Here is a 25536-nt window from a genome sequence, read left to right on the forward strand (position 1 = left end):
TGTTTCTCAAATTTACTCCGCCTTTTTAATGATCAGCCCGATAGAGGTGGAGACGTATTGTCCCAATAGCAGTCTGAGATGCAAGTCATTTGAGTAGGGAGGCACATCGACATACGATTCGATCTCTCCGGTACCTACTGAATAATCGATCTCGATGGAATGTCCCTGTGCCCGCAGTGCCTCCACCATCCATTCGATGTCCTGCAAGCGAAAAATAACAGTGATGCCGCTTTCGATAGTATCGTCGTTCGAGGAGAGATTGAATTCTGTCGTATGAACCGCGACACCGCCCGGCTTCAAGCAATTCATTTGGTTCAGAATAAATTGCTTGCCCAGTTCAATCGAACCGACATGCTCGAACGAGCAGGAAGACCAGGTGAAATCGTACTGGTTGTAATACTCGGGCCCGATTTCGTTCATGTTCAGCGTTTTGAATGTCACCAGATTCTGAAACTGAACCGGATCGCATATCCCTCGTTCGTTTATTTTTTCCATACTGCTGAAATGCTGGTCAGTCTGGACCCATCCCTGGGTGAGAGCACTGTCATAGTCAAGGTCAGTTGCCACGATTTCGCAACCGTGCGAGGCAAATAACGGAATCAATGGTTCTGTTCCGACGCCAAATCCGAGCCCTTTTTTACCGGGAGCCAATATTCCCCGCTCGAGCAAGGCTTGATAAATGTAGCAAAACTCCCACAGCTTTCTGTGATAGCGAAACGGTTCCTTCAGCCTTTCACAGGCTTGACGGAACCAGGGAGTATCAAAGTCTTGCTGTTTGCACATTTGAGACTTCAGCACGATGCAAATCGCCCCTTTACTGGTGATTGGTGATGGAAAAACTACTCGTTTACTATATGCCGACAGGCAGGAAAAGTTATAGGGGTTTGAGACTATATCACTCCTTAAGAACAGGGAAAAGGGGAAATGACGGCTTTATAACACCGGTAGCTAGACGTGAATCCCGATGGCCTCTTGAGGGATTAGGTCGTTTTTGTCCGAAGCATTCAAGAGCGTTTTCCATCATCACTACATAGCATAAAGTAAGAAGATAAACATGAAAGAAAGGATTCTTCATCAGATCAGAGGCAAGAAGGGAGGATTCCTTTGATCGAAGGTGTGAAAACGAAGAAGCTAATCAAGCATTGCGACGATCGGGGTTATTTCATGGAAATGCTGCGTGATGATGACGGGTGGCTTGCCAGCTTTGGCCAGCTATCCGCTTCGCTTAGCTATCCCGGTGTCATCAAAGCGTTCCATTACCATAAGCAGCAAGACGATATCTGGTTTTTTCCGAAGGGGAACGCCCAAGTGGTACTGCATGATCTGCGTGAACATTCTCCATCCTTTCAGCAAACGGAGGTGTACTACATGGGCGAACACAACCCGATTTCTCTGTTTATTCCCCGTGAGGTCGCCCATGGCTATCGCGTGCTCGGCAATGAACCTGCGATGATCCTTTATGTGACCAATCGATCATACAATCCGGAACAACCTGACGAATACCGGATTGCTTTCGACGATCCCGTAATCGGTTTTGACTGGTCCACCAAGTTCAGGTGACGGGCTTTTTCCATAGAGAGAAGCTGCCATAAGGAGGGAGAAGATGAGGCTGCTCATAACAGGAGGAGCGGGCTTTATCGGTAGCAACTTTATCCGGTATATGATCGAGAAATACCCTCATTATCAGATTGTCAATCTGGATCTCCTGACGTATGCGGGGAGCAGGGAAAAACTGAAGGATGTCGAGTCCCATCCACACTATGCATTTGTACAGGGAAATATTTGCGACTCGCGATTGGTAGATGCACTGGTGTCCGGCAAAAGCGAGGCATATGGAACGACTGCACCGGCTCCTGTTGACGTCATTGTGAACTTTGCTGCTGAATCCCACGTGGACCGCAGCATAGCCGATCCCGGGGTCTTTATCCGGACGAATCTGGTCGGAACCCACGTACTGCTGGAGTCAGCCCGCACATACAAGGTGAAAAAATTCGTGCAAATATCGACCGACGAGGTGTACGGTTCACTGGGAGACACAGGATGTTTTACGGAGGAATCGCCGCTTTCTCCAAACAACCCTTATTCGGCCAGCAAAGCAGGAGCCGATCTGTTGGTCCGCGCCTATCATGAAACATACGGGTTGCCCGTCAATATTACACGCTGTTCCAACAACTTCGGTCCTTATCAGCATCCGGAAAAACTGATTCCGCTTATGACAACGAATGCTTTGCTGGGCAAAAAGCTTCCGATCTACGGCGACGGCGGACACGTGCGGGACTGGCTGCACGTGGCAGACCACTGTTCGGCTGTAGACCTCGTCATTCATTCGGGAAGGCCAGGGGAAATTTACAATATCGGCGGCAACAACGAACATAAGAATAGCGAGATTGTCCGAAAAATTTTGGCGGTATTGCAAAAACCGGAGAGTCTCATTGAATTTGTCGAGGATCGGCCCGGACATGACCGCCGGTATGCGATCAATGCCGATAAGATACGCAGGGAACTCGGATGGCGCCCCGTCTATGAATTTGCAACTGCGCTCCGAGAGACAGTGCTTTGGTACAAAAACAGGCTTTGATCATGGACATGCGTCTAAAAACCCGGGTTTCCGGAAACAGGGTGGGAAGCATGAAAATCTTGGTGACAGGTGCAAACGGCCAATTGGGTCGTGAGTTGGTCAAGGTTCTTTCCGCTCATCACCAGGTGATTGGCTGCACCCGCAACGAACTGGATGTTACCGATTTGTCCAAAGCTCGGGACATCGTACAGGAAGCACGGCCAGAGATCGTCGTACACACGGCTGCCTACACCCATGTCGATCAAGCAGAAGCCGATCAAGACCGCGCATTTCTCGTGAATGCGTACGGAACGCGAAATATGACGGTAGCCGCTCAGCAGGCAGGGGCAAAGATGATGTATATCAGCACGGATTACGTATTTGACGGCCGCAGTACTAAGCCATACCGGGAGTACGACTTTGTAAATCCTGTGAACGTATATGGCAAATCGAAGCTGGCTGGCGAGGACATGGTAAAAACTTTATCAGACAATTATTTCATCGTACGGACCTCCTGGGTATACGGCAGACATGGGAACAACTTTGTAAAGAACATGTTGCGGTTGGCTGAAACGCGCACGGAGATCGACGTTGTTTGCGACCAAGTGGGCTCTCCGACCTATGCGCCGGAATTGGCCTGGTTTATAAAAGAGCTGCTGGAGAGCGAGAAATATGGCATTTATCACGTTTCCAATACGGGAGCTTGTTCCAGATATGAATGGGCAAAAGCGATATTTGCTGCCGCGGGATTGGGGGTAACCGTACGTCCGGTTGACACGGCAAAATTTCTCCTCCCCGCCGCAAGGCCTGCATACTCCGTTCTTGACCACATGGCCATACGCTTGAACGGGTTCTCGACCTTGCGACATTGGAGAACCGCATTAACCCAATTTATTGATGAGCTAAGGAGCATTTAAATGAACATCAGCGCACCGTCTGCAAGTGAACGGGTGGTCATGCTTATCAGCCATCATGCACACCCGGAGATCGTAACAGGGGCGGAAAAAGTACTGCTTATGCTTGGCGCTGCACTTCTGGAGATGCGGCTGAAGGTAGTCTGGATAAGTCCGGGACCTGGACTGTCCGTAGTGCGGGCGGATCAGATGGGGATGGAATCGCGCATCATCCCCTTTCCTTTATTGTGGAGTTTCATTTACAGTCCCGGTCGTTTGGGAGATGAGATCGGCATGCTTCAGATGAGAGCAGAAGGGAGTTTGCTCGATCAAGCGATTGCTGAGATATCCCCGAGCCTGATCATTGCCAACAGTGCCATAAACGCATTTCCGTTGGTCATCGCCCAAAAAAGGAAGATTCCCGTTTGGTGGTATATTCACGAAACCGTCCCGAGCAAGCCGGAGACATTGCCTCTTTTGGCTTTGATCCACGGTCATGGCGATCGAATCCTCGTTCCATCCGCGATCATAGCACAGTCTCTGGCGTCAGCAGGACAACGGCAGATTGATCTGCTTCCCTACGGGGTTGTCATTCTTGATCATTTGTTTGTGAGGGAGAGAAGAAAAGTGGTCCGTCAGACCTTGAGCTGGACTGATTCAGATGCCGTGATCGGATGGTTTGGCTCTATCTATGCCGGAAAGGGACTGATTGAGCTGATCAGAGCCTGCCGTTCTCTCAAAAGCCAGGAGAAAATCGTATTGTTGGCGGCGGGAAACATAGGAGACGACGATTACTTTCGAATGTGCCAGGAAGAAGCAAAATGGATGGAGGCGGTCGAATATCACTATCTGGGTGCGCTTCCGGATATTTCGGATTTGCTGCTCGCAGTCGATATGGTCGTCGTCCCGAGTCTCGTCGAAGAAGCGTTTCCCAACGTCGCTCTGGAGGCAATGGCACTTTCAATCTGTATTGTCGCCTACAAATCAGGCGGTCTGAAGGAAATCGTCATCGACGGGAAGACAGGAATGTTGATCGACAAAGGAGATACCGCTTCGCTTGGCGCCGCGATACAGAAATTGATCGACGAACCGGATATACGGGCGGCTATGGGGCAGCAGGGGAGACAACGGGCTGTTGAATTGTATCATTATGACAACTTCAAGAGGCTGGTCAACGCGATGATCAGTCAACAAGGCGGGAGGGGTCCTGTTTGAAAATTCTGCTTGCTTCCTATTTTCCTTTTCCTCACGTTGGCGGAGTAAATCGCTACATAGATACGCTAAAAAAAGAGCTTGAGGAAAATGGACATCACGTCGACATTCTCGCCCATCATCAGGACATGCGAACCATTTACAAGTACAGTCACATCCGAGATGAGTTTGGACGGAGCCTGACCGGGCGTGAAATCGATAAAACGACGAACAGTCACGAAAAGCGCTTGACGATTAAGGATGTCATTGACCATCAGATGTTTCAGTATTTTGAAAGGCATCTTCCTGGCACCGAACCCGCCATTCGCTGGCGGGAAGTCGAGCGATACACGTTTGAAGTATCGGCTGCCTTGCTCGATCTCCAGAATTACGATGTGATACACACCCAAGACATCCTGTCCACACGCGCCCTGTCTCGTGCGAAGCCGCACCATATCCCCCTCGTCGCGACCATTCACGGCATCCTTGCAACGGAATATATCCATTCAGGAGCAATCGCAAGCAAGGAAAGCCTGAAATGGAAGTATGCCGCAGCCGAAGAGTATGTCGGTCACATGTCCTCCGATGCGACGATTGTACCGACCAGATGGCAAAAGAAGATACTGGGGGGCGAATACGGCGTCCATCCAGACAAACTCACCGTACTCCCTTATGCATTGGATTTGCCCCCGTTTTTAACCCGTTTCGACTTTGAACCGTACCCGCCTTTGACTGCAAATCAGCAGGCGGGAGGGAGATTGATTATCGCTTGTCCTGCGCGGCTCGTTCCGGAAAAGGATCATAAGACATTGATCGAGGCTTTGCGCATCGTAAAGGAAAGGGAGAGCAACTTCGTCTGCTGGCTTATCGGGGACGGAAAGTTGAGAGATGAGCTGGAGATGCAAGCGAAAAAATCAGGGGTATGGGATCATCTCGTTTTCTTCGGGGATCGATATGATGTCGAGGCTCTACTGAAATTATCGGATATCGTCGCGCTGGCGTCGATACAGGATATGCACCCGTATACGCTGATGGAAGCGCAAGTGGCAGGAAAACCATGTGTCGCATCTGATGCCGGGGGGATTCCCGAGGTAGTCTGCCACGAAGAAACAGGCCTGATCTTCCAGACGGGCAACAGCGTCCAACTGGCCGAAAGCCTGATTCGGCTGCTAACCAATCAGGAATTGCGTTTCACACTGGGTATGAACGCTGCCGGACGGGCTCGAATCCGTTTCTCTTCCAAAACCATGTTTGAAAAGACGATGGGGATATATGTTCAGGCAATCGAGAGAAAAAAGCACGGATCGGAAGAGCGGCGGGAGCAGCCGGATTTGTCTGGCAAGCACGGTTTGGTCTCCAAGAGAATAGATCGCTCCGGGAAGGCAGAGAGTATTTTCTCCTTCGACATCGATCCGGCAAAATTTGATGCTGCGCAATGGAGCAACGTGCTCAAGAGGGTACCGCCCGACTATTCGATACCGGATCCGGCCTTTATAAAAACATTGACGGAATGAAAAGAGGGGCATTTCCCCTCTGTTTGATCGCACAGAAACACCTGGCAGCCTTCAAGTGTTCACACAAAAGGCTTCGGCTTGCAAGAAGCATGTTCACCGCGTGAAAGGCGCGTTTTTGGTCGGAATGGCCAGTTTCCATCAGGTCACTTGTTTCATAAAAATAGATGTAAGCATAAGTGGTTCACTGTGTAATGATGGCTATTCGGCCTGTCCTGATACAAACGTGACGACAACATGGAGGTAACCACCCGGAGGCAAAAAAATGAATGAAAGAAGTCAGCTTCAAGAACAGCTTGCCACTTTCCTGAAGGTAAAACTGGGCGTTTTTCTTGCCAATCCCAGCTCGACGCTGCAGTATCCGAACTGGGAACAGCCAGTTGTCTCTATCATTCTGGTCGCTTACAACAAAGCTGCGTATACGTTCCAATGCCTCGAAACGATAAAAGCCCACGCTGATGTCCCTTATGAGGTTGTCATCGTCGATAATGGCTCAAGTGACGAAACAGTCCACCTTTTGAAAAGGACCCACCAGGCAGCTATCATCCGCAATGAGCAGAATGAGGGCTTTGTGAAGGGATGCAATCAGGGAGCTGCCGCTGCGCGCGGGAAATGGCTGCTTTTTCTTAACAACGATACACAGATCACTCCTGCATTGCTGTCTACGCTGCTCCGGACTGCGGAAACGACAAAACATTGCGGAGCCGTAGGGGCCAAAGTCATCTTCCCCGACGGACAACTCCAGGAGGCGGGCAGTATCATTTGGCGAGACGGCTCTTGTGCGGGATACGGTCGGGGAGATCAACCTTTCAAACCGGAGTATTCGTATGTGCGCGAGGTCGATTATTGCTCCGGTGTTTGTTTGTTTCTCAAAAAAGACGTATTTATGGAAGCGGGGATGTTTGACGAGCGTTACCACCCAGGATACTACGAAGAAACAGATTTGTGCATGAAGCTGCGGGAGCTCGGTTATCGGATTATGTATCAACCTGCTGCTGTCGTCATTCACTATGAATTTGGAAGCAGTTCCCCGGAACAGGCCATGCTGCTTCAGGCCAAACACAGGGAAGTATTTGCCGGGCGATGGAATCACCGGCTGCAGGATTACCATTTACCCGGAGCCGGTGCGAGCATCCGGGCCAGAGAACATCAGCGGGACAAAAAATGGAAGGTGCTCGTAGTCGATGACCGGATTCCAATCCCTGCGCTTGGCTGCGGATATCCGCGAAGCTGGATGCTGTTGCAGGGGCTGGCCGACGCGAATGTTTCCGTGACGCTGTTTCCTTTGCAATTTTCGGAGTCAGTGCAGCCCTACACGGAACAGTTGCAACAAATGGGAATCGAAGTCATTTACAACACGGGCGATCAACAGATAAACTTCCGTGACTTCTGGGAAGAAAGAAAGGATGCGTATGACCAGGTGCTGGTCAGCAGACCGCACAACATGCGGGAAATTGCCGGCATCATGCAAAACACCAACCCCAAACCCCAGATCGTGTACGATGCGGAAGCTCTCTTTTTCCACAGGGAAATCGGCCGGCAAACTGCGCTGGGCATCCCACTGACTGAAGAAACCGTACAAAGCCTGATTCTGGAGGAAATGCAATTGATGGCCCTGGCAGACAAGGTGATTTCGGTATCTGAACGGGAAAGGAAAACCATTCAAAGTCTCGGTGTGAAGCAGGTCCAGGTGCTGGGCCACCGTATCGAAGTCCAGCCAACGCCCAATCCATTTTCACAACGTCAAGATTTGCTATTTGTCGGAAGCTTTACGCCAGGATCGCCGAATGAGGATGCGGCACTTTATTTTGTAAACGAAGTCTATCCGCTCGTCTTCAAGGAATTGGGAGTCAATCTGTGGCTCACCGGCACAAATCTGCTGGATTCGATCAAAAACCTGGCTTCCGATCACATCAAGGTCACCGGGACCGTCCCTGATCTGCAGCCATATTACAATCACAGCAAAGTGTTTGTCGTGCCTACCAGATTTGCTGCCGGAATACCCTTGAAATTGCTGGAAAGCATGTCATACGGCGTCCCGGCTGTTGTGTCCCCTCTCATCGCGGATCAGCTCGGTTTAACGGAAGATACGGTGCTGATCGGAAGGGATCCTCGGGACTATGCAGATAAAATCATCGCTTGCTACACAGATAGTCTGGTATGGGAGCGCCTTAGAACCAACGGCCTGAAATTTGTAGAAACCGAATACAACGCGAGGCTGTTTCACCAGCAGATTCTGGATATACGAGAGGTGCAAGGAGCGAGCGGATGAACCGCGGGTGACGATCGCTCACAGGTCTCGTCTCAGCTTCTCCGGATGGAGTCAGATGGGGTGGATGGAAAGCGCGGTTTCACGTGGCGAAAAAGTGTCGCAGCACCAGATGAGCGACGGGGAGGACAGAAGGGGGGATGGAAATGGGGCAGGTCGATGTTTCCATTATTCTTCTGACGTATAACGGTATCCGGTATATCGATGAAGTTCTTCGCGCGATCTATCGGCAGCAAACAAGCTTTCCTTTTGAAGTGATTGCCATTGATTCCGGCTCATCGGACGGAACAGTCGACGTGCTGATGTCATATCCCGTCCGGTTTTATCCCATTGACAAGAAACAGTTCGGACATGGAAAAACACGGAACTACGGGGCCGAATTGTCCCGCGGGCAATACCTTGTTTTTTTGACGCAAGACGCAACCCCGGCCGATGAGTTTTGGCTGGAGGAGATGATCAGGGGTTTTAGCCTCGACCCCAGAGTCGGCTGTGTGTTTGGCAAGCAGATTGCCAGACCTGAATGCGATCCCTTTACACGGCGCGATTTGATGCTCCATTTCGAAATGTTTTCCAAGTCGGATGAGCCTCTCGTGCAATATGTGGAGGATACCCCTGAAGGCCGGGCTCTCTATCACCAGAATCCGCTCTGGTACGGATTTAACTCAAATGTCAATTCGGCTTTAAGGAAAGAGGCGTGGGCTGCTATCCGATTTCGCGATGTGATATACACGGAAGACCAAGTAATGGGCAGAGACATCATCGTCAATGGCTGGAAAAAGGTATATATGCCAAAGGCGGCAGTCATCCATTCCCATAGTTACTCCTCGTTTTTTCGCTATTTTCAGCGTTTCTTTGATGAATTGCGGGGGATGCATATGGCTTTCGGCTACACCGAAGATGTTTCGCTTGCAACCTTGATTCCCGCCTGTTATCGAATAGCCAGAGCCGAAGCGCAATTCATTTTTTCCGAGACCGACTATCGTCGGCACGAAAAGTGTTACTGGGTTTATTTTCGCTGGCGGTGGCATATCGCCAGAAGGTTGGGCGCTTATTTTGGCTGCAGACACGACAAGCTCCCGCATTTTTTGCGGAGGTTTTTTTCGCTGGAAAAAAATCCGGGGCCAACAATGAACGCTTGCTCAAAAAATGAGGTGGATCGATGAGGATTGCCATTGCCTCCGTTCAAGTGCCATTTGAATACGGGGGAGCAGAGATATTGGCCAACAATTTAAAAATGCAGCTTATTCTCAGGGGACACGAGGCGGAGGTCGTGACCATCCCCTTCAAGTGGTATCCGGCTGAGAGTCTGGAAAACAGCATCCGTATGTCCCGCTTGATCGACTTGTCGGAAATGAAGGGGAGACCGATCGACCTGATGATTGCCCTGAAATTTCCGATCTACTATGCCCGGCACGACAACAAAGTGTTATGGCTGCTGCATCAGCATCGCGAAGCATACGAGCTGTGGGGAACCGGTTTCGATGGTCTGGACAAAATGGAGGGCGGCGACCGCTTGCGAAAGATGATCGTAGAGGAAGACAGCCATGCCCTTTCTGGATGCGCCAAAACATACACGATCTCGGCGACTGTGTCAGAGAGGCTGCGTACGTACAACGGGATTGAATCGATGCCTCTCTACCACCCTCCGTTCGGATGCGAACACTTCTACACGGGAGAGATAGGAAACTATATCTTTTGTCCCTCCCGATTGGAAGAATTAAAACGGCAGCAGGTACTGATCGAAGCCCTGCGCTATACCAAAACACAAGTCAAGGTTGTGATCGCCGGCAGAGGAAAGGAAACCTTTATCAACAAAATGAAATCCGCTGTGGAAACATACGGATTGCAAGACAGGGTGCACTTTCTCGGCTGGATCTCCGAAGAAGAGAAAAGAAAGTACTATGCGAACGCGTTGGCAGTTTATTACGGACCGTACCAGGAAGATTACGGCTATGTCACGCTGGAGTCGTTTCTGTCCGGCAAACCCGTCATTACGCATGTCGACGCTGGCGGTCCGCTCGAGTTTGTAAGGAATGGCGATAACGGCTTCGTGCTGGAGCCCGATCCGAAAGCTGTTGCGGAAAAGCTCGACTATTTGTTCTCAAACAAGCGGAGCGCGCAAACGATGGGGATGAACGGACTGCGTTTGATTGAAGATATGGAGCTTGGTTGGGATTCCGTGATCGAGAAGTTGATTGGGTAAACAGCGGGGGGATGGGAATGACAAACATGGTATTTACGGACCGCTATCAGGATGGGTGGGTATCAAAGCGCCTCGTTTTACCATTGAAAAATATAAAAGAAGCTGCGTCTCTGACGATTTGCGGGCGGCGCCACGAATATCCGGAAAATCTCACGCTCTCCTTTTACGTCAATGGCCAGTTGCTTCATGAGGAAATCAATCCGACGGAAAAATTCTCAATCACCGTGTTGCTTCCGGCGATGATGAAAGGTGTTTTGGAGATCGTAGCCAGCGATGTGTTTGTTCCACAGGAGGTGGGGTTGAACGAAGACGTACGGCAGCTTTCGTTTCTGTTGGATGAAGTGAAGCTCACTGGGGTAGCAGATTTAATGGAGCCGTATCATCACTTGTTTTCGTTCACGCCGTCGAAAAAGGTTTATTTTCTGGATGAGGAAACTTGGGATGAGGTCGCTTATTCATTGCCCCCCGATTACAAAGTGCCCGATGAGGATATGCTGCGTGAATTAAAGGAACCGGGGAAGCCGAGAGAGTGCTCCTCTGCTTCTATCAAAGGAATCGTATACGATAAATTTTCAGGGGCGCCTGCAGCGTTATCATACGTTCTCTTGCTGAATGAGAGAAAACAGCTCATAACCGCAACGGCTGTCGACGAGTACGGACACTATCAGTTTGACGAACTGTCTGACGGAAATTATATAGTTGTAGGCAGATCGTATCAGTATGGCGAACAGCAAATCCACGTCACATTGAACGGGGACGGCATGGTGATACACATACCCGTATTGCCGCTTCAGTAAAAAGGTGAAATGCCAGGCCGAAGGGGAAATTTGCGAAATGTCGACGGCTTGGGCCAAATTGGAACCATAAACAAACGAGCATCCCGTTTCACTTTCAAAAGTGGACGGGATGCTCGTTGTTTAGGCCATCCCTCAACAGAGAGAGAAGGCATACATACGGAGAGGGGGCTTATTTTTTGTGCAGGCGTACCTGTTCGTATACCTCCAGTGTCCGGTTCACCATGAAATCGTGCCGCCAGTATTTTCTGGCCCACCTCCTGGCATCGTGCGAGAGCTTTTCCCGAAGAGTTTTGTTATTCATCAGCATCAGAAGCGCTTGAAACAGCTCTTCACTGTTTTGGGGTTCGACCAGCAAGCCCGTATGGTGATGCGAGACGAGCTCCGCATTTCCTCCCACACGGGTGGTTACGATGGGCAAACCGATAATTTGCGCTTCCATGATCGCCAGGGAGTGATTTTCGACAAGGGAGGGAAGCACGAAAATACTCGCCTGTTTGAGCAGATGAAAGATATCGGATCGGTTGCCCAAAAATTCAATATGATGGTCCAGGTTGTGCTGTCCGACCAACGCTTCCAGCTCCGTTCGGTCCGGGCCTTCCCCGGCAAATTGGCAAACGAAGTCATCGCGGACGCGAGCCAATTTTGCCAAAGCCTCGATCAAATACCGCTGCCCTTTGTACGGAACCAGCCTGGCGGGACAAATAATGACTTGTTTGCCGTCTGACCGGGGGATGTGCTGGATTGCGTCCGTCTGTTGGGCTATCGCTTCTGCCTGTAATCCATAGGGAACGACCGTCAGCTTTTCCGGAGCCACAGAGAAGCGGTTTGTGAATTCCCTGCGAAGCCATTCGGTCGGGAGAATCGTGGCATCTGCGGAGGAGCATCCCAGTTTTTCTTCCAAATAGCTGTACTTCCAGCGCATCGAGTCCGCCTGATCGATCTCCCCGGTTAAAACAAACTCATCGTGAATCATGCCGTGAATCGTTGCGACATGCGGAATGTGTTTGGGAATGACACGAGATAGAGCCCGCGTGGAGATGATGTCCTGCGTATGAACCAGATCATACTGATTCAGTTCGAGCATGACAGTGGCCATCTCAAATACATGCCGCTCGATAAGGCGGTACCGCGCCCAGTGATCGAGAAGCGGAAACTCCCGGTCAAAATAATCCATCAAAATATCATAAACAGGAAGGTGAATCGGTTTTTTCTCCACGCTTTTTTTGTCGTCCAGCAAGTGCACCCGACTCATGTCCGGATGATGGCCAAGCAAATCTACTTGATGGCCGCGTTCTTCCAATCCTTGCTTTAAAGTACGTAAATACGTGTCTACCCCTCCTACGTGGGGGAGTATCCAGTACGTAGCGAGTAAAATGTTCATGAATAAGCCTCCGCTGCGCTTTATTTGTACAGCGTACTCATATGAGCCCGAGCGCGTTGAACTGCTCAAGCACAAAATTCTTCAATGCTCGAAGCTTTTGACTGCTTTCTTCCGAAGTGACACCTTTCGTCCCCAGATATACTTTTAGTTTTGGTTCGGTACCGGAGGGCCGCAGGCAAAACCACGACTCGTCATCTAGCCGGTACTTCAACACATCGGATGCCGGCAAGGGAATCGCGGTACTGGTGCCGTTGACCATTTCTCTACAAGTGCCTGCCAGAAAATCTTCCACGACCATAACTTTTTTGCCGGCAACCTCGGTAAAACCTTGCTGGCGAAAAAAAGACAGGGTGGCCCTGATTTTCTCGACTCCCGCCTTCCCTTTGAGGGATAAGGAATACAAGTCTTCGCTGTAAAATCCGTATCTCTTGTACAGTTCGATCAGTCCGTCGTATATGGACTTTCCCGATGACTTATGAAAAGCGCACATGTCTGCTAACATCAGAGCCGTTTGGATGCCGTCTTTATCCCTGACAAAGTCGCCGATCAAATAGCCGCTGCTTTCTTCGAATCCGAACAGAAACGTGTACTGACCCGATCTCTCGTACATGCTGATCTTCTCTCCGATATACTTGAAGCCCGTCAGCGTATCCACCGTATCTACACCGTAATCGGCCGCGATTGCTCGGGCGAATTCGGATGTGACAATGGTTTTGACGATGGTGCCGTTATCTGGCAGTAGCCCTTTTCTTTTTCGCTCGGATAGGAGATAGTCCAGTAAAAGGGCACCGATTTGATTGCCGGACAGTATCGTATATCCCTGCGGACCTTTTTTGACTGCGACACCGATGCGGTCCGCATCTGGATCGGTTGCCAGGATCAGATCAGCGTTTGTCCGTTTACCGTATTGCAGCGCCAGCTCGAATGCTTGCGGCTCTTCCGGATTGAGCGATGCTGCATTGGTGAAATGCGGGTCCGGATTCGCTTGCTCGGTAACGACAGTGACCTGATTGTAGCCGAACCGGCTCAGAACGAGCCTGATGGGTTCGTATGCTGTTCCATGTAAAGGGGTAAAAACGATGTTTACCTGCGAAGTACCCGATGGTTCAGGGTTCAGCCTGATCGTCTGCAGTCGCTCGACATATGCTTCCAGGATATCATCATGAATCTGCACCAATAGGCCGCTCTGCCTCAATGATGCTTCGTCACCACTTTCTACGGACAGTTCGTCTGTTACCTCGTTTACCTTTGCCATGATTTGTTCGGCGGTCGCCGGCGTGATTTGGACACCGTCGCTGCCGTAAATTTTATAGCCGTTATACTCGGGCGGATTATGGCTCGCGGTGATAACGATTCCCGCGAACGCATGCAGGTGGCGCACCGCAAAAGACAGAAGGGGGGTTGGACAGAGCCGATCAAACAAATAAACACGGATGCCGTGCCTTCCTATCACCTTTGCGGATTCAATCGCAAAATCAGACGATTTGTTTCTGGAGTCATAGGCAATCACTACGCCCTGCGCCTTCGCCTGTTGGCCAGACTCTGCGATAAAGCGGGCCAGCCCTTCGGAAATTTTTCGCACCGTATACACGTTCATCCGATTGGGGCCAGGTCCCATTTCCGCCCGCATCCCTCCCGTACCGAATTCCAGATCGGCATAAAAGAGGTCCTCTAGAAGTGGTTCATTATCCTTTGCGCGCTGTAACTCTTCGCGTAGTCTTTCGTCCAGATCGGGGTAATTCATCCAGCGATTATATCGCTCTCTCCAATTGATCATGAGCCGAAAACCTCCACATCGATTCGCACACATCTGCGAGTATAAAACATAGTATGAGCGGCGGTATAAATGGCAACCGGAGACAGTGCCACAATATTCATGTGCAGATTGGCTTTGGACGAGCCCGTTGTCGGTTTTCCACTCTTAAGCTGGTCGATACACACATACCTTTTCCGGCGAGTGATCATATGGATATTACATGTGTACATCAGGATCAGACAGAAGAGAGGTGCTTTCCGTTGAGGCTCGTTTTGCTTTCAGGAGGAACAGGGAAACGACTGTGGCCGCTTTCCAACGAATCCAGATCAAAACAGTTCCTAAAAACGATACGAACTCCCGATGACGAGATGGAGTCGATGATACAGAGGATATGGAAACAACTGAAGACGAAAAAAATGGACCATTCAGCCTATATATCGACAAGCAAAACGCAGGTGGACATGATTACCTCCCAGTTGGGGAGCAATGTGCCTCTTATCATTGAACCGGAGCGTCGAGACACGTATCCGGCTATAGCCTTGGCAGCAACGTATTTCTATTCGAAGCAGGGCGTAGACCTGAATGAAGTGATCGTCGTCATGCCAGTCGATCCTTATACGGATTATCAATTTTTTGATAAAGTCAAGGAGTTGGAGGACGCGATACGACAATCCGACGCAGATATTGCATTAATCGGGGTGCAGCCCACCTCCCCATCCGAAAAGTACGGTTATATTATTCCGGTTCAAAATACCCTAAAAACCTCCGAAGGCTATATCCCTGTTGATTCCTTTACGGAAAAACCGTCTAAAGATGAGGCAGCCAAGCTTCTTCGGCAAAATGCATTGTGGAATTGCGGTGTTTTTTCATTTCGGTTAGGCTACCTCATTCAATTGCTGGAAGAAAAAAAGCTGCCGGTTGAGTTTGATGAGCTTGTGGAGAAATACGACCAATTGCCAAAAATAAGCTTTGACTATGAAGTAGTTGAAAAAGCAGATCGGGTTGTAGCGATCCCGTATCATGGCACCTGGCGGGATTTGGGCACGTGGGATACACTGACGGCGGATATTCAAACAAAAGTGATCGGAAAAGGCATCATTAGCGACGATAGCAGCAATACACATGTCGTGAATGAATTGGATATCCCGATAGCGGTAGTGGGAGTGCCGAATGTCGTTGTAGCGGCAAGCCCTGACGGCATACTGGTATCGGAAAAATCGGAAAGCCACCGAGTGAAGGATCTGGTGAAAAAGATAGACCAAAGACCGATGTTTGAGGAACGGCGATGGGGATGGTATCGAGTCCTCGATTATCAAACAAGGACGGATGGAACAGACATCTTGACCAAGCGCTTGTGTTTATACGCAGGAAAAAACCTCAGCTATCAATATCACCAGATGCGCAGTGAGGTATGGACGATTGTAGCCGGTATCGGTGAATTCGTATTGAATGACCGGTTGATTCGGGTAAAGGCAGGCGATGTCGTCAGAATTCCTGTCCATGCCAAACATGCAATCAAGGCAATCGAAGAGTTGGAGATTATCGAGATTCAAATGGGCACAAGACTTGTCGAAGAAGATATCGTCCGCCTATTCATGTCGTGGGATGATCTCTTGGACTCCTTGAGGCAATGACAGAAAGCGATCATGAGACAGGCGCCGCCATGCCAGAGGACAGGGGGCGCTTTTTCATGAATCTTTCCAAACTTATGTCGTTTTCTTTCCTATATGAATTGCCAAACATCGCCATTGTACCTTATGATGGATGAGCGGAACGTACATATACGCAAAAGCTTATTTGTCCGTCGCAATCATTTATTATTCTGCATAAGTCAGACAGAAAAAGGAGGAGTAGCATGTTTGCAAAGAAAGCGGCAGGTGCATTGCTGCTGGCATCCCTGCTGGTGCCGTCGATCGGACATGCCCAACCGGTTGTCCAGACAAAATCTGCTGTCCAGCCGGCTGACATGATCCTGCAAAACGGTGCCGTCTATACGGTAGACCGGAACCGGAACTGGGCCGAAGCGGTCGCAGTCAAGGGAGATACCATCGTTTATGTCGGTACCAACGAAGGAGCAAAAGCGTACGCCGGGGCACAGACTAAAGTGGTGGATGTAAAGGGGAAGATGGTTCTGCCGGGCTTCATCGACAGCCATACCCATGCCAGCAAGACGACCGGCATGATTTACACAGTCGATCTGTTTGAACTGGGGTCGATCGAAGAATACGTGAAAGCTGTCAAGGAATTTGTGAAGAAGTATCCAGAGGAAACCGCGATCCAGGGGCGGGGCTGGACGAACTCGGCTGCCACCGGAATTGGACCGCGTAAAGAGGCGCTGGATGAAGTATCCAAAGACATCCCGATCGCACTCACATCGGATGATGGTCATTCTCTGTGGGTAAACTCCAAGGCATTGGAAGTGGCGGGAATCACAAAAAGCACGCCGAATCCGGACGGAGGTCTGATCGAGCGCGATCCGGCTACTGGAGAGGCTTCAGGAACACTGCGCGAAAAGGCGATGGACCTCGTGCTGAAGAAAATTCCGGGTCTTTCAGTCGAGCAGTATATGAACGGAATTTTGGAATATCAGAAGCTGGCCGCCGAGCGTGGGGTCACGACAGCGCGCGATCCGGACATGCTGCGCTATCCAAACGTGCTCGAGGCGTACAAGCAGCTCTCTGAGGAAGACAAGCTGACTGTCCGCTTCCGCAACGCCATTACTGCAGACCCGGCGAAGGGTCCGGAGCAGGTGAAAGAGTTCATCAAGCTGCGCGAAGAGAACAAAGGCCCTCATTTTCAGATCAACGCGGTGAAAATATTCATGGACGGCGTCGTAGAGGGTGCTACCGGCTATCTGGAAGAGCCGTACAAGCACAAGCATACGAGGGGCCAGCTGATCTGGGACCCGGAAGTGTACAACGAGACGGCGGCGGCTGTCGATAAAGCCGGCTTCCAGCTGCACGTCCACTCGATCGGCGATGCAGCGACGAGAATTACTCTCGACGGATTCGAATATGCGGAGAAAAAGAACGGACAGCGGGATGCTCGTCCTTCCATTGTTCATTTGCAATTGTTCAATCCAAAAGATATGGAGCGCTTTAAAAAGCTGGGCGTCATCGGAATCCCGCAGCCTTACTGGTTCTTGAAGGAGCCCGGGTTCTTTGAAGAAATCGAGGTCCCGTATTTGGGCCGGGAGCGGGCCGAAGAGGAGTACCCGATGAAAAGCATGATCAACGCAGGCATCGTGATGGCTTCCGGCAGCGACTACATTGTGACCCAGGAGTTTAATCCGCTGCACGGCATTCAACAAGGCATCACCCGGATTGAAGAGGGCAAAACGGACCCCAAAGATATTGCCAACCCGGATGAACGCGCCACACTGGCCGACATGATTGCCAGCTTTACGATTGACGGGGCTTACGCCAATTTTGTAGAGGACATTACCGGTTCTATCGAAGTGGGCAAGAAGGCAGACCTGGTCGTTCTGGATAAAAACCTGTTTGCGATTCCGGCAACGGAGATCAAGAAAACGAACATTCTCTGGACGCTGTTTGAAGGCAAAGAAGTGTATCGAAACGAGGCGTTCAAGTAAAGGGAATAGTGAATAGGGAATGAATTGGCTTTAAGTAAAAAAAAGCTGCTCTTCCAGTAGACGAATCTGCTGGAACGGGCAGCTTTTTTTACCTTCAATCAACATTCAAAGTGCGATAGACCTTATAGAACGGTGATCTTTTGCCGGTAGCAATCATCAAGCAGTCGAATGATCTGCCTTTACGTCCCTGCTTTCTTTGGCGGGGGCCTGGATCGCAAATTTTGTTTTCATCAGTACGGCAATGACCAACAATGCCATCCCGTTGATAATAAATACCGTCCGGATGGGAATCCAGCCTCCCAAAAAGCCTCCCAGCACAGGACCGATCATGTTGGCGAGCTGTGTAGAGGATTGATTGAGGCTAAATGCTCTGCCGCGGAATTCAGGGTCTGTTACTTTCACGATCAGCGCATTCAAAGACGGATAGACGGCCGCGAAAAACAACCCGTAAACAAAGCGCAGGATGCCAAAGCCGTACAGGCTGGTGAAAAAGTACTGAAGCAGGTTCCCGATTCCGCCGCCCAACAAGCCGATAAAGAGAATCTTCGAGTAGCCGATCTTGTTGCCGATCTTGCCCCATTGCGGAGCGGCCAGCACCGTGGCGATTCCGACCGCGGAAAAGATGATGCCCGAGCTGAGCGAAGCATCTTGCTGAGATGCCCCGAGCTGCAGGACGTAGACGGTGAGCAGCGGCTCCAGAAGCATGACGGAGATCGTTACGACCATGGCCAGGCCGAGAATGGTGACAAAGGAGCGGTTAGCCATCGCGAGACGAATATCGTCTGCAACATGCGAACGCTCGCCGGACCGGTTGAAATTCGTTTCTTTTACGAAAAATGTGGCAATTAATGCCGCGATCAAGACGACTACAGCGGAGAAAAGGAACGCTTCCCGGTTTCCCCACAGATGGCTGACAAAGCCCCCGATGAGTGGCCCGATGATCCCGCCGGTAGCACCAGAAGTAGCCATGATGCCAAGAGCGTAGCCGACATGCTTGTCTGGCGTATTCGTCGCGACAAGTGCAATCGAGGCAGGCACAAATCCGGCCAAAAGCCCCTGCAGGACTCGAAGTGCCAGGAACGAATAAGGGTCCGTCACCAAATAGTTGAGAAAATACAAAACGGCCAAGCTGTAACCCGACCGAATCAACATGGGTTTTCTCCCGTACTTGTCAGACAGAGATCCCCAATAGGGAGATATTAACGCACTGGCCAGAAACGTAATCCCGAAAGAAATGCCCGACCATGCTTCCAGATGCTCATTAACACCCAGCGAGGTATGGAGAAAGATCGGCAAAAAAGGGATGGAAATGGAATAGGCAGCGCTGCAAAAGAAGACGCCGATCCACAAGACGACTAGATTCCGTTTCCACGAGAAAGACATGCTGCAACACAACCTTTTCAATAGAAAGAACAACGTTCACAATATGTTCATTTTAACACTCCTTTATCGTGGAGAGTTATCAAGAAAATACATAGGCCTATTGCAAAAGCTTAATAACAGATTTTCATCCGCACTCACACTGGCAGATTTCTGAAAGATGCACTTTGCGGCAGAAAACTCTCGATAGAGTGAAATCTTTTTGCAAGTTGTTCGTATATCCATATTGGGTGAAGCGAAAGAAGACAAAAAAGCCGGAAACCCGAAACAGGATGACCGGCTTCACATCTGCAGCGCGATTGTAAAACGCAGACAAGGGGGGGATGAATTGGAGCTCACTTATTTTACAAGCTTGTGCCGGAGTGCCAGGGCAACGGCTTGGGTACGATCTTCAACGCCCATTTTTTGCAAAATCCGATGGACGTGTGTCTTGACGGTTCCTTCCGAAATAAACAGGTTTTGGGCAATCTGGTCGTTGCGGAAACCATACGCAAGCTGCTGAAGGACGTCCAATTCTCTATCCGTCAAGTCTTCCAATAGGACATACCCTTTTTCGGTCGGCTCTGCCGCAACGGGCTCTTGACTGCGGAGCAATTCTGCCAACGCCTTGGCAGCCGTACCGGTATGAAAAAGGACAGCTCCCTGATAAGCGCTGCGAATCAGTTCGAGCATCTCCTGGGAATCGGCATCCTTTAGCATATACCCGACAGCGCCCGCGCGAATCCCATCCACTACGTAATTCTGGATGTCGAAGGTAGTGAGAATCAACACCTTGATGCGGGGCGATTGCTTCAAGATTTGGCGTGTTGCTTCGATTCCGGAGCACTTGGGCATCTGCACATCCATCAAAATGACATCGGGCTGGCAAGCTGCCGCTTTTTCTATCGCTTCTTCGCCGTCTGCCGCTTCGCCGACGACTTCCATATCCGGCTGCATCTGGATGACATAGCCTAAGCCTTGTCGGATCATCGTCTGGTCATCGACAAGCAACACTTTGATTTTTTTTGCGCCTTCGTTTTCTGTTTGCACCATCGTTATCCCTTCCTAAGCGATATCCTGGTACGGAATCACCACTTTTATTTCAAACCCATGTGGTTCAACCGCGGTGTAGGAGAGGGAGCCATTCAGCTCCGTCACACGTTCTTTCATGCTTGATAGTCCAAATCCCGGTGCAATGGTTTCACCAGGTGTCAGCTTTCCATCGTCACGGATGCACATAAAGCAGTGGGAATCATCCTGGGTAACGATTACGTCCAATTGACCTGCCTCGGAGTGGCGCAGCGTATTTGTAACCGCTTCCTGCAAGATTCGGTAAAAAGCGATGGAAATGGTTTGTGTCAACCCAAGCTCGGGATCGTCTGCAACCAATTTGCAGCGCAGCCCGGTGTTTTTCTCCGTTTGGGAAAGGAACGCCCGCAGCGGAGCCAAACCAAGGGAAGACTGGTCACTCGCCAGCGTGTGAACAGATCCGCGAATGTCTTCCAGACTATGCTTGGCTACATAAAGCATGTTTCGTACCGCTTCCTGTGCGTCGCTAGGCCCATTTTTCAGCATGAATTGCAAGGCGTGAAGCTGGACGATCAGAGATGTGAGGGAATGCCCCAACTGATCGTGGAGATCGCGGGCAATCCTCGTGCGTTCTTCCAGGACGGCCACCTGCATCGTATGGACGGCAGCCTCCTGCAGCTCGTTATGGGCTTCTTTCAGTTGGGCATGGGCCTTTTGAAGCTGCTCCAGATGAAGCTGGTTTTGCTCATAGGCATCGAACTGGACCCGGTACCCTTTTGCTCCGACATAGCAGCCAATAAAGGTGAGCGCGAAGGGGACCAAATGCGGCGAGAAGAACGAGTGGTCCTTGATCAAAAGCAATAGTCCGATCAACCCAAGACCGGTGGCGTAGATCAGGGCCCGTTTTTCTTCCATTCTGACGCCGACAAAAATGACAAGGGGGAACAATAGCCCAATCGTCTCCGAACCTCCGGCGAGCGCTTTGATGATTGTAACCAAACCGATCAACAACGTAACGCATTCGGTGCGCAAAGGGGTCCACAGGCTCTTTGGCGTCCAGAACAGCCAGAAGTGACAGACCAGAATGGCAAACGAAAAAGCGAATTGGGTCGGAGTTTCATGCATATATGAATTCGGGACTAAAATCAGGACAATTAAAGCCAGAAACCAAACGGTAAAGTATCGCTTTTGCAAGGCTTCCAGTATTCGTTTAAACAAAGCGACACCCTTCTTTCCACACATTTTCATTTTCTTGCTTCCATTCTACCACGTGTGTCATCTATCTGTAGATAGACCTGCTCGAATCTATAATCAATCCGTCGATAGATCACATACGGAAGTCCTATGTTTACAATATACGTTGTGACAATTACATCCAGAGAAAGGATGTTGTACGTTGCTGGTTTGATAAGGGAGGCTAGGAATGAAGGAACTGATTCAGTTGGCAAAGCTGTTGCGTGAAGCGAATGCCGTGTTTTCTTCCATTTCGGAAGAAGAACTGGATACACAAGACCTGACTTGGCAACAGGTTCTCATTTTGGAACAAATCAAGGATGGACCGAAAACAATCGGCGAGATCAGCAAAGCGGTCGAACTTCCCTACAGCACCACGTCAGGGCTTGTAAACCGATTGGAGCGAGAAGATTTGGTGAAACGGTTGAGAGACGGAAACGATCGCCGGATCGTATGGGTTTCTCCGACTTTGCGCATAACCAAGGGGGAAGAGGTGGAATCTGACGAATCATACGTAGGGACACTCGAAGGAAAAACTGCTCAGATCATCTCATCACTCCATGTCCTTCACGAGATGTACACCTATAAAAAAAGAGCTACTAGTTGACTGGAAGAGGTGAGTGGATGTGAACCTATCTGCACTTTCGATTAAGCGACCCGTCACGATGATCATGCTGACGGTCGCCATGATTATTTTTGGATTCGTGTCTCTGCCTCGTTTGGCCATCGACCTGATGCCGGAGCTGAACTTTCCGGTAGCCGTGGTCGTTACCTCTGTAGACGGAGGTTCGCCAAGCGAAGTAGAAAAGCTGGTGACCAAGCCGATAGAAAATGCGCTGGGTACGGTAGCGGACCTGGACAGCATTTCATCGGTCTCCATGCAGGGGGCTTCCCAGGTCATTTTGTTCTTCAACTGGGGAACAGATCTGGACCAGGCGACCCTGAATATGCGGGATAAGGTAGACCAGGTGCGGGGGATATTGCCGGATTCGGCACATGCTCCGCGTGTACTTAGAATTGATCCGAACAGTCAGCCGATCCTTACCTACGCGCTGACTGGCGAACAAGATGTAAACCAGTTGAAGAAAATCGCCGAAGATGTCATTCAATCCCGACTGGAGCGGATTGATGGCGTCGCTTCCGTATCGATTGGCGGCGGTCAGGGCCGGGTTGTCGATGTGACATTGGACCCGGCGAAGCTGTCTGCATACGGACTGACGCTTGAACAAATTCAACAAGCCATCGGAAGCAACAACATCTCGGGTACTGCCGGTTCTGTTCGTGAAGGCGACGGCAAAATGAACATCCGGGTGCAAGGCGAGTTCGCGAGTGTCGATCAGATCGCCATGACACCAATCCCGGTAGGAAGCAGCTCGATCCGGTTAAAAGACATTGCGACTGTCGAAGATACACTGGAATCGATCACCCAGTTGAACTACGTAAACGGGCAGCCAAGCCTGGGCCTGTCCATTACGAAAGCATCAGGGGGCAATACGATCGAAGTCGCTGATGCTGTGAAAAAAGAAATGGAGAAGCTGAAGAAGGATCTGCCGGAGAACATCGTCGTCACAAATACGATGGATACTTCTACTTATATCAAGGACTCCATTTACACCACTGCTGAGCACGCTTTGCTGGGTGGCGGTATCGGGATCATCATGCTGTTCTTCTTCCTCGGAAGTTTTCAATCGATGTTGATTGCCACGATCGTTCTTCCTGTTTCGATCGTCGCGACCTTCCTGTTGATGTACATGACAGGACAGACGATCAACCTGATCTCCCTGTCCGGTTTGACTCTCGGACTTGGTTCATTGATTGACTTTGCGGTTGTTATTTTGGAAAATATTTTCCGACAGCGGGAAAAAGGCAAGAGCATGATGGAGGCCGCACTGGTCGGCTCCAAAGAAGTCGGAAACGCCGTAATGGCGTCCGCTTTGGCGCAAATTTGCGTATTCCTTCCGATTGCCATGACGGAAGGAATCGCTTCTGAATTGTTCGGTCCATTGGCGCTGACTGTCGTATACTCCCATATCGCCGCACTGGTGTTCTCGCTCATGCTGGTGCCGATGATGAGCTCGCGCATCTTGAAAAAAGTGCCGCATCATGGTGATATGAAAGGGTACCGGGGCGTCAACCCTGTCAAATGGTTCAATATCGGATTCAAGAGAGTGGAAAACGGCTATCGCGGCCTTTTGAAATGGTCCCTGGGCCACCGGAAAACCGTTCTTTTCGTGACCATCGGTACGATGATCGGCTCTCTGCTGTTGACGCCGATGATCGGAGCAGAGTTCATGCCGGCCATGGATGAAGGACAGGTGTCCATTTCCATTAAGATGCCGAACGGCACGATTGTAGAGGAAACAGAGAAGGTTGCCAAGCAAATCGAAGAAATCGCCTCGAAAGTACCGGAACTGAAAACCTTGTCTACCTCGATCGGCAGCAGCGGTTCGCCGATTGCAGCCACTGCAACATCAAACCGGGCGTCAGTGACATTGCTGCTTGTCGATGTGACCGAGCGGACTCGTTCGTCGAGCGATATCGCCATCGACCTGCAAAAACAAGTGGCGTCGATACCTGGAGCTGAAATTACCGTAAGCTCCTCGCAAGGCTTCGCGACAGGCTCCCCGGTAGAGCTTACCCTCCGTGGTGATGATCTGGCTGTCTTGCAAGACATCGGCGGCATCATCAAGGAACAAATCAAGAGTATCCCGGGTACAGCCAACGTAGCGACAAGTATGGAAGATACGCTGCAGGAATACGAAGTGCTGGTGGATGCCGAGAAAGCTAGTATGTATGGACTTACTACGGGGCAAATCCTGTCCAGCGTCCGTACGTCTTTCCAAGGACAGACTGTAACGAAATATCGTACAGGCGACGATGAAATCGATGTAAAGATCAAACTTCCTGAATCTTACCAAGAAGATATCAACTATCTGAAAAACCTGCGGATTTCAGCGCCGGGCGGAGCGCAAGTCGCGCTTTCCTCTGTAGCGACGATTTCCAAGGTAGAGGTTCCGCTGGCGATCAATCGTTCCAATCTGTCTCGCGAGATCAAGATTACGAGCGATCTGGCCGGGCGCGATCTGAATTCGGTGACGCGAGACATTCAGGCGAAGCTGTCGAAGCTCACGCTGCCGGATGGATATAAAGTTGATTTTGGCGGTCAATCGGAGGACATGGCTGAGTCCTTCGCTAGCCTCGGACTGGCAATTATCCTGTCAGTCGTACTCGTGTACATGGTTATGGCGGGGCAGTTTGAATCCTTCTACACGCCGTTTATCATTATGTTCTCGGTACCGCCGACAGTTACCGGGGTACTTCTCGGACTGCTGGTGACAGCGACACCGCTCAGCGTATCCGTATTGATCGGTTACATTCTTTTGATCGGTCTCGTCGTGAACAACGCGATCGTATTGATCGACTACGTGAATCAACTGCGTGCGAAAGGGCATTCCCTGCACGAAGCGATTCTGGAAGCAGGTCCGATTCGTCTTCGTCCGATTTTGATGACGACCATGACCACGATCCTTGCGATTGGACCGCTTGCCTTCGCAACGGGTTCCGGTAGTGAGTCTCAAGCGCCGATGGCCATCACCGTTATTTTTGGTCTGAGCTTCTCCACGTTGATTACATTGGTGCTGGTGCCTGTTGTCACGACATTGTTCGATGATTTCGGCAAGAAACTGCGCGACAGACGCAACCGGAAAAGAGAGAAGCGGAAACAAAAACAAAGCGTTCCAGTCATCGAATCGTAAGTGCATGTGG

Annotated in this window: 19 protein-coding genes; 13 read left to right on the forward strand and 6 right to left on the reverse strand. The window is 50.4% G+C overall.

The annotated features are described in order from the left end of the window. Positions 1 to 12 precede the first annotated feature (12 nt). Positions 13 to 798, reverse strand: coding sequence for an SAM-dependent methyltransferase (locus EDM54_RS18260; RefSeq protein ID WP_003386872.1), 786 nt, complete (start codon positions 796 to 798; stop codon positions 13 to 15). A 306-nt stretch (positions 799 to 1104) separates the two neighbouring features. Between EDM54_RS18260 and EDM54_RS18265 the strand changes: the two genes are divergently transcribed. From EDM54_RS18265 to EDM54_RS18305, 9 genes are all read left to right on the forward strand, one after another. Further along, on the forward strand, positions 1105 to 1560 hold the full coding sequence (locus EDM54_RS18265) for a dTDP-4-dehydrorhamnose 3,5-epimerase family protein (RefSeq protein ID WP_003386871.1): 456 nt from the start codon (positions 1105 to 1107) through the stop codon (positions 1558 to 1560). 43 nt (positions 1561 to 1603) lie between these two features. Further along, positions 1604 to 2578: a dTDP-glucose 4,6-dehydratase gene (gene rfbB, locus EDM54_RS18270; protein WP_031933322.1), complete on the forward strand. Its 975-nt coding sequence runs from the start codon at positions 1604 to 1606 to the stop codon at positions 2576 to 2578. A 50-nt stretch (positions 2579 to 2628) separates the two neighbouring features. After that, entirely contained in the window at positions 2629 to 3474 is an 846-nt protein-coding gene (gene rfbD, locus EDM54_RS18275) for a dTDP-4-dehydrorhamnose reductase (RefSeq protein WP_170208347.1), read from the forward strand. Next, on the forward strand, positions 3475 to 4665 hold the full coding sequence (locus tag EDM54_RS18280) for a glycosyltransferase family 4 protein (protein ID WP_031933324.1): 1191 nt from the start codon (positions 3475 to 3477) through the stop codon (positions 4663 to 4665). Beyond that, positions 4662 to 6155: a glycosyltransferase family 4 protein gene (locus tag EDM54_RS18285; protein ID WP_122958598.1), complete on the forward strand. Its 1494-nt coding sequence runs from the start codon at positions 4662 to 4664 to the stop codon at positions 6153 to 6155. The genes EDM54_RS18280 and EDM54_RS18285 overlap by 4 nt, the downstream gene beginning before the upstream one ends. 262 nt (positions 6156 to 6417) lie before the next feature. Further along, positions 6418 to 8424, forward strand: a complete 2007-nt coding sequence (locus tag EDM54_RS18290; RefSeq protein WP_122958599.1) for a glycosyltransferase — start codon at positions 6418 to 6420, stop codon at positions 8422 to 8424. Between the two features lie 143 nt (positions 8425 to 8567). Beyond that, on the forward strand, positions 8568 to 9584 hold the full coding sequence (locus EDM54_RS18295) for a glycosyltransferase family A protein (protein WP_051994743.1): 1017 nt from the start codon (positions 8568 to 8570) through the stop codon (positions 9582 to 9584). Further along, positions 9581 to 10624, forward strand: a complete 1044-nt coding sequence (locus EDM54_RS18300) for a glycosyltransferase family 4 protein (protein ID WP_039071403.1) — start codon at positions 9581 to 9583, stop codon at positions 10622 to 10624. Before EDM54_RS18295 ends, EDM54_RS18300 begins: the two co-directional genes overlap by 4 nt. A 17-nt stretch (positions 10625 to 10641) precedes the next feature. Continuing rightward, on the forward strand, positions 10642 to 11421 hold the full coding sequence (locus tag EDM54_RS18305; protein ID WP_122958600.1) for a carboxypeptidase-like regulatory domain-containing protein: 780 nt from the start codon (positions 10642 to 10644) through the stop codon (positions 11419 to 11421). Between the two features lie 169 nt (positions 11422 to 11590). On the opposite strand, the gene EDM54_RS18310 is transcribed toward EDM54_RS18305, so the two are convergent. Together EDM54_RS18310 and EDM54_RS18315 are read right to left on the reverse strand one after the other, a co-directional pair. Beyond that, positions 11591 to 12802: a glycosyltransferase family 4 protein gene (locus tag EDM54_RS18310; protein ID WP_003386859.1), complete on the reverse strand. Its 1212-nt coding sequence runs from the start codon at positions 12800 to 12802 to the stop codon at positions 11591 to 11593. A gap of 37 nt (positions 12803 to 12839) precedes the next feature. After that, positions 12840 to 14576 carry a phospho-sugar mutase gene (locus EDM54_RS18315; RefSeq protein ID WP_031933330.1) on the reverse strand — a complete coding sequence of 579 codons (1737 nt, stop codon included), beginning with the start codon at positions 14574 to 14576 and terminating at the stop codon, positions 12840 to 12842. Positions 14577 to 14818: 242 nt separating this feature from the next. Here EDM54_RS18315 and EDM54_RS18320 point away from each other — a divergent pair, with 242 nt between their 5' ends. Further along, on the forward strand, positions 14819 to 16192 hold the full coding sequence (locus EDM54_RS18320; protein ID WP_024984756.1) for a sugar phosphate nucleotidyltransferase: 1374 nt from the start codon (positions 14819 to 14821) through the stop codon (positions 16190 to 16192). A 221-nt stretch (positions 16193 to 16413) separates the two neighbouring features. Further along, on the forward strand, positions 16414 to 18150 hold the full coding sequence (locus EDM54_RS18325) for an amidohydrolase (protein WP_003386855.1): 1737 nt from the start codon (positions 16414 to 16416) through the stop codon (positions 18148 to 18150). Between the two features lie 156 nt (positions 18151 to 18306). Here the strand turns inward: EDM54_RS18325 and EDM54_RS18330 are convergent, their stop codons facing one another. The 3 genes from EDM54_RS18330 to EDM54_RS18340 all read right to left on the reverse strand — a co-directional run bounded on the left by EDM54_RS18330 (position 18307) and on the right by EDM54_RS18340 (position 21756). Further along, positions 18307 to 19533 carry an MFS transporter gene (locus EDM54_RS18330; RefSeq protein WP_003386854.1) on the reverse strand — a complete coding sequence of 409 codons (1227 nt, stop codon included), beginning with the start codon at positions 19531 to 19533 and terminating at the stop codon, positions 18307 to 18309. Positions 19534 to 19869: 336 nt separating this feature from the next. After that, positions 19870 to 20562 carry a response regulator gene (locus tag EDM54_RS18335; RefSeq protein WP_003386853.1) on the reverse strand — a complete coding sequence of 231 codons (693 nt, stop codon included), beginning with the start codon at positions 20560 to 20562 and terminating at the stop codon, positions 19870 to 19872. Positions 20563 to 20574: 12 nt separating this feature from the next. Then, the gene (locus tag EDM54_RS18340; RefSeq protein ID WP_307723541.1) at positions 20575 to 21756 is read right to left on the reverse strand and encodes a sensor histidine kinase; all 1182 of its coding nucleotides are present in this window, start codon (positions 21754 to 21756) and stop codon (positions 20575 to 20577) included. 205 nt (positions 21757 to 21961) lie between these two features. Here EDM54_RS18340 and EDM54_RS18345 point away from each other — a divergent pair, with 205 nt between their 5' ends. Continuing rightward, a complete protein-coding gene (locus EDM54_RS18345) occupies positions 21962 to 22378 on the forward strand; it encodes a MarR family winged helix-turn-helix transcriptional regulator (RefSeq protein ID WP_003386851.1) in 417 nt (138 codons plus the stop codon). A 19-nt stretch (positions 22379 to 22397) separates the two neighbouring features. Beyond that, the gene (locus tag EDM54_RS18350; protein ID WP_031933333.1) at positions 22398 to 25526 is read left to right on the forward strand and encodes an efflux RND transporter permease subunit; all 3129 of its coding nucleotides are present in this window, start codon (positions 22398 to 22400) and stop codon (positions 25524 to 25526) included. The last annotated feature ends 10 nt before the right edge of the window (positions 25527 to 25536 follow it).

The sequence above is a fragment of the Brevibacillus borstelensis genome, from assembly GCF_003710865.1.
Taxonomy (GTDB): Bacteria; Bacillota; Bacilli; order Brevibacillales; family Brevibacillaceae; genus Brevibacillus; species Brevibacillus borstelensis.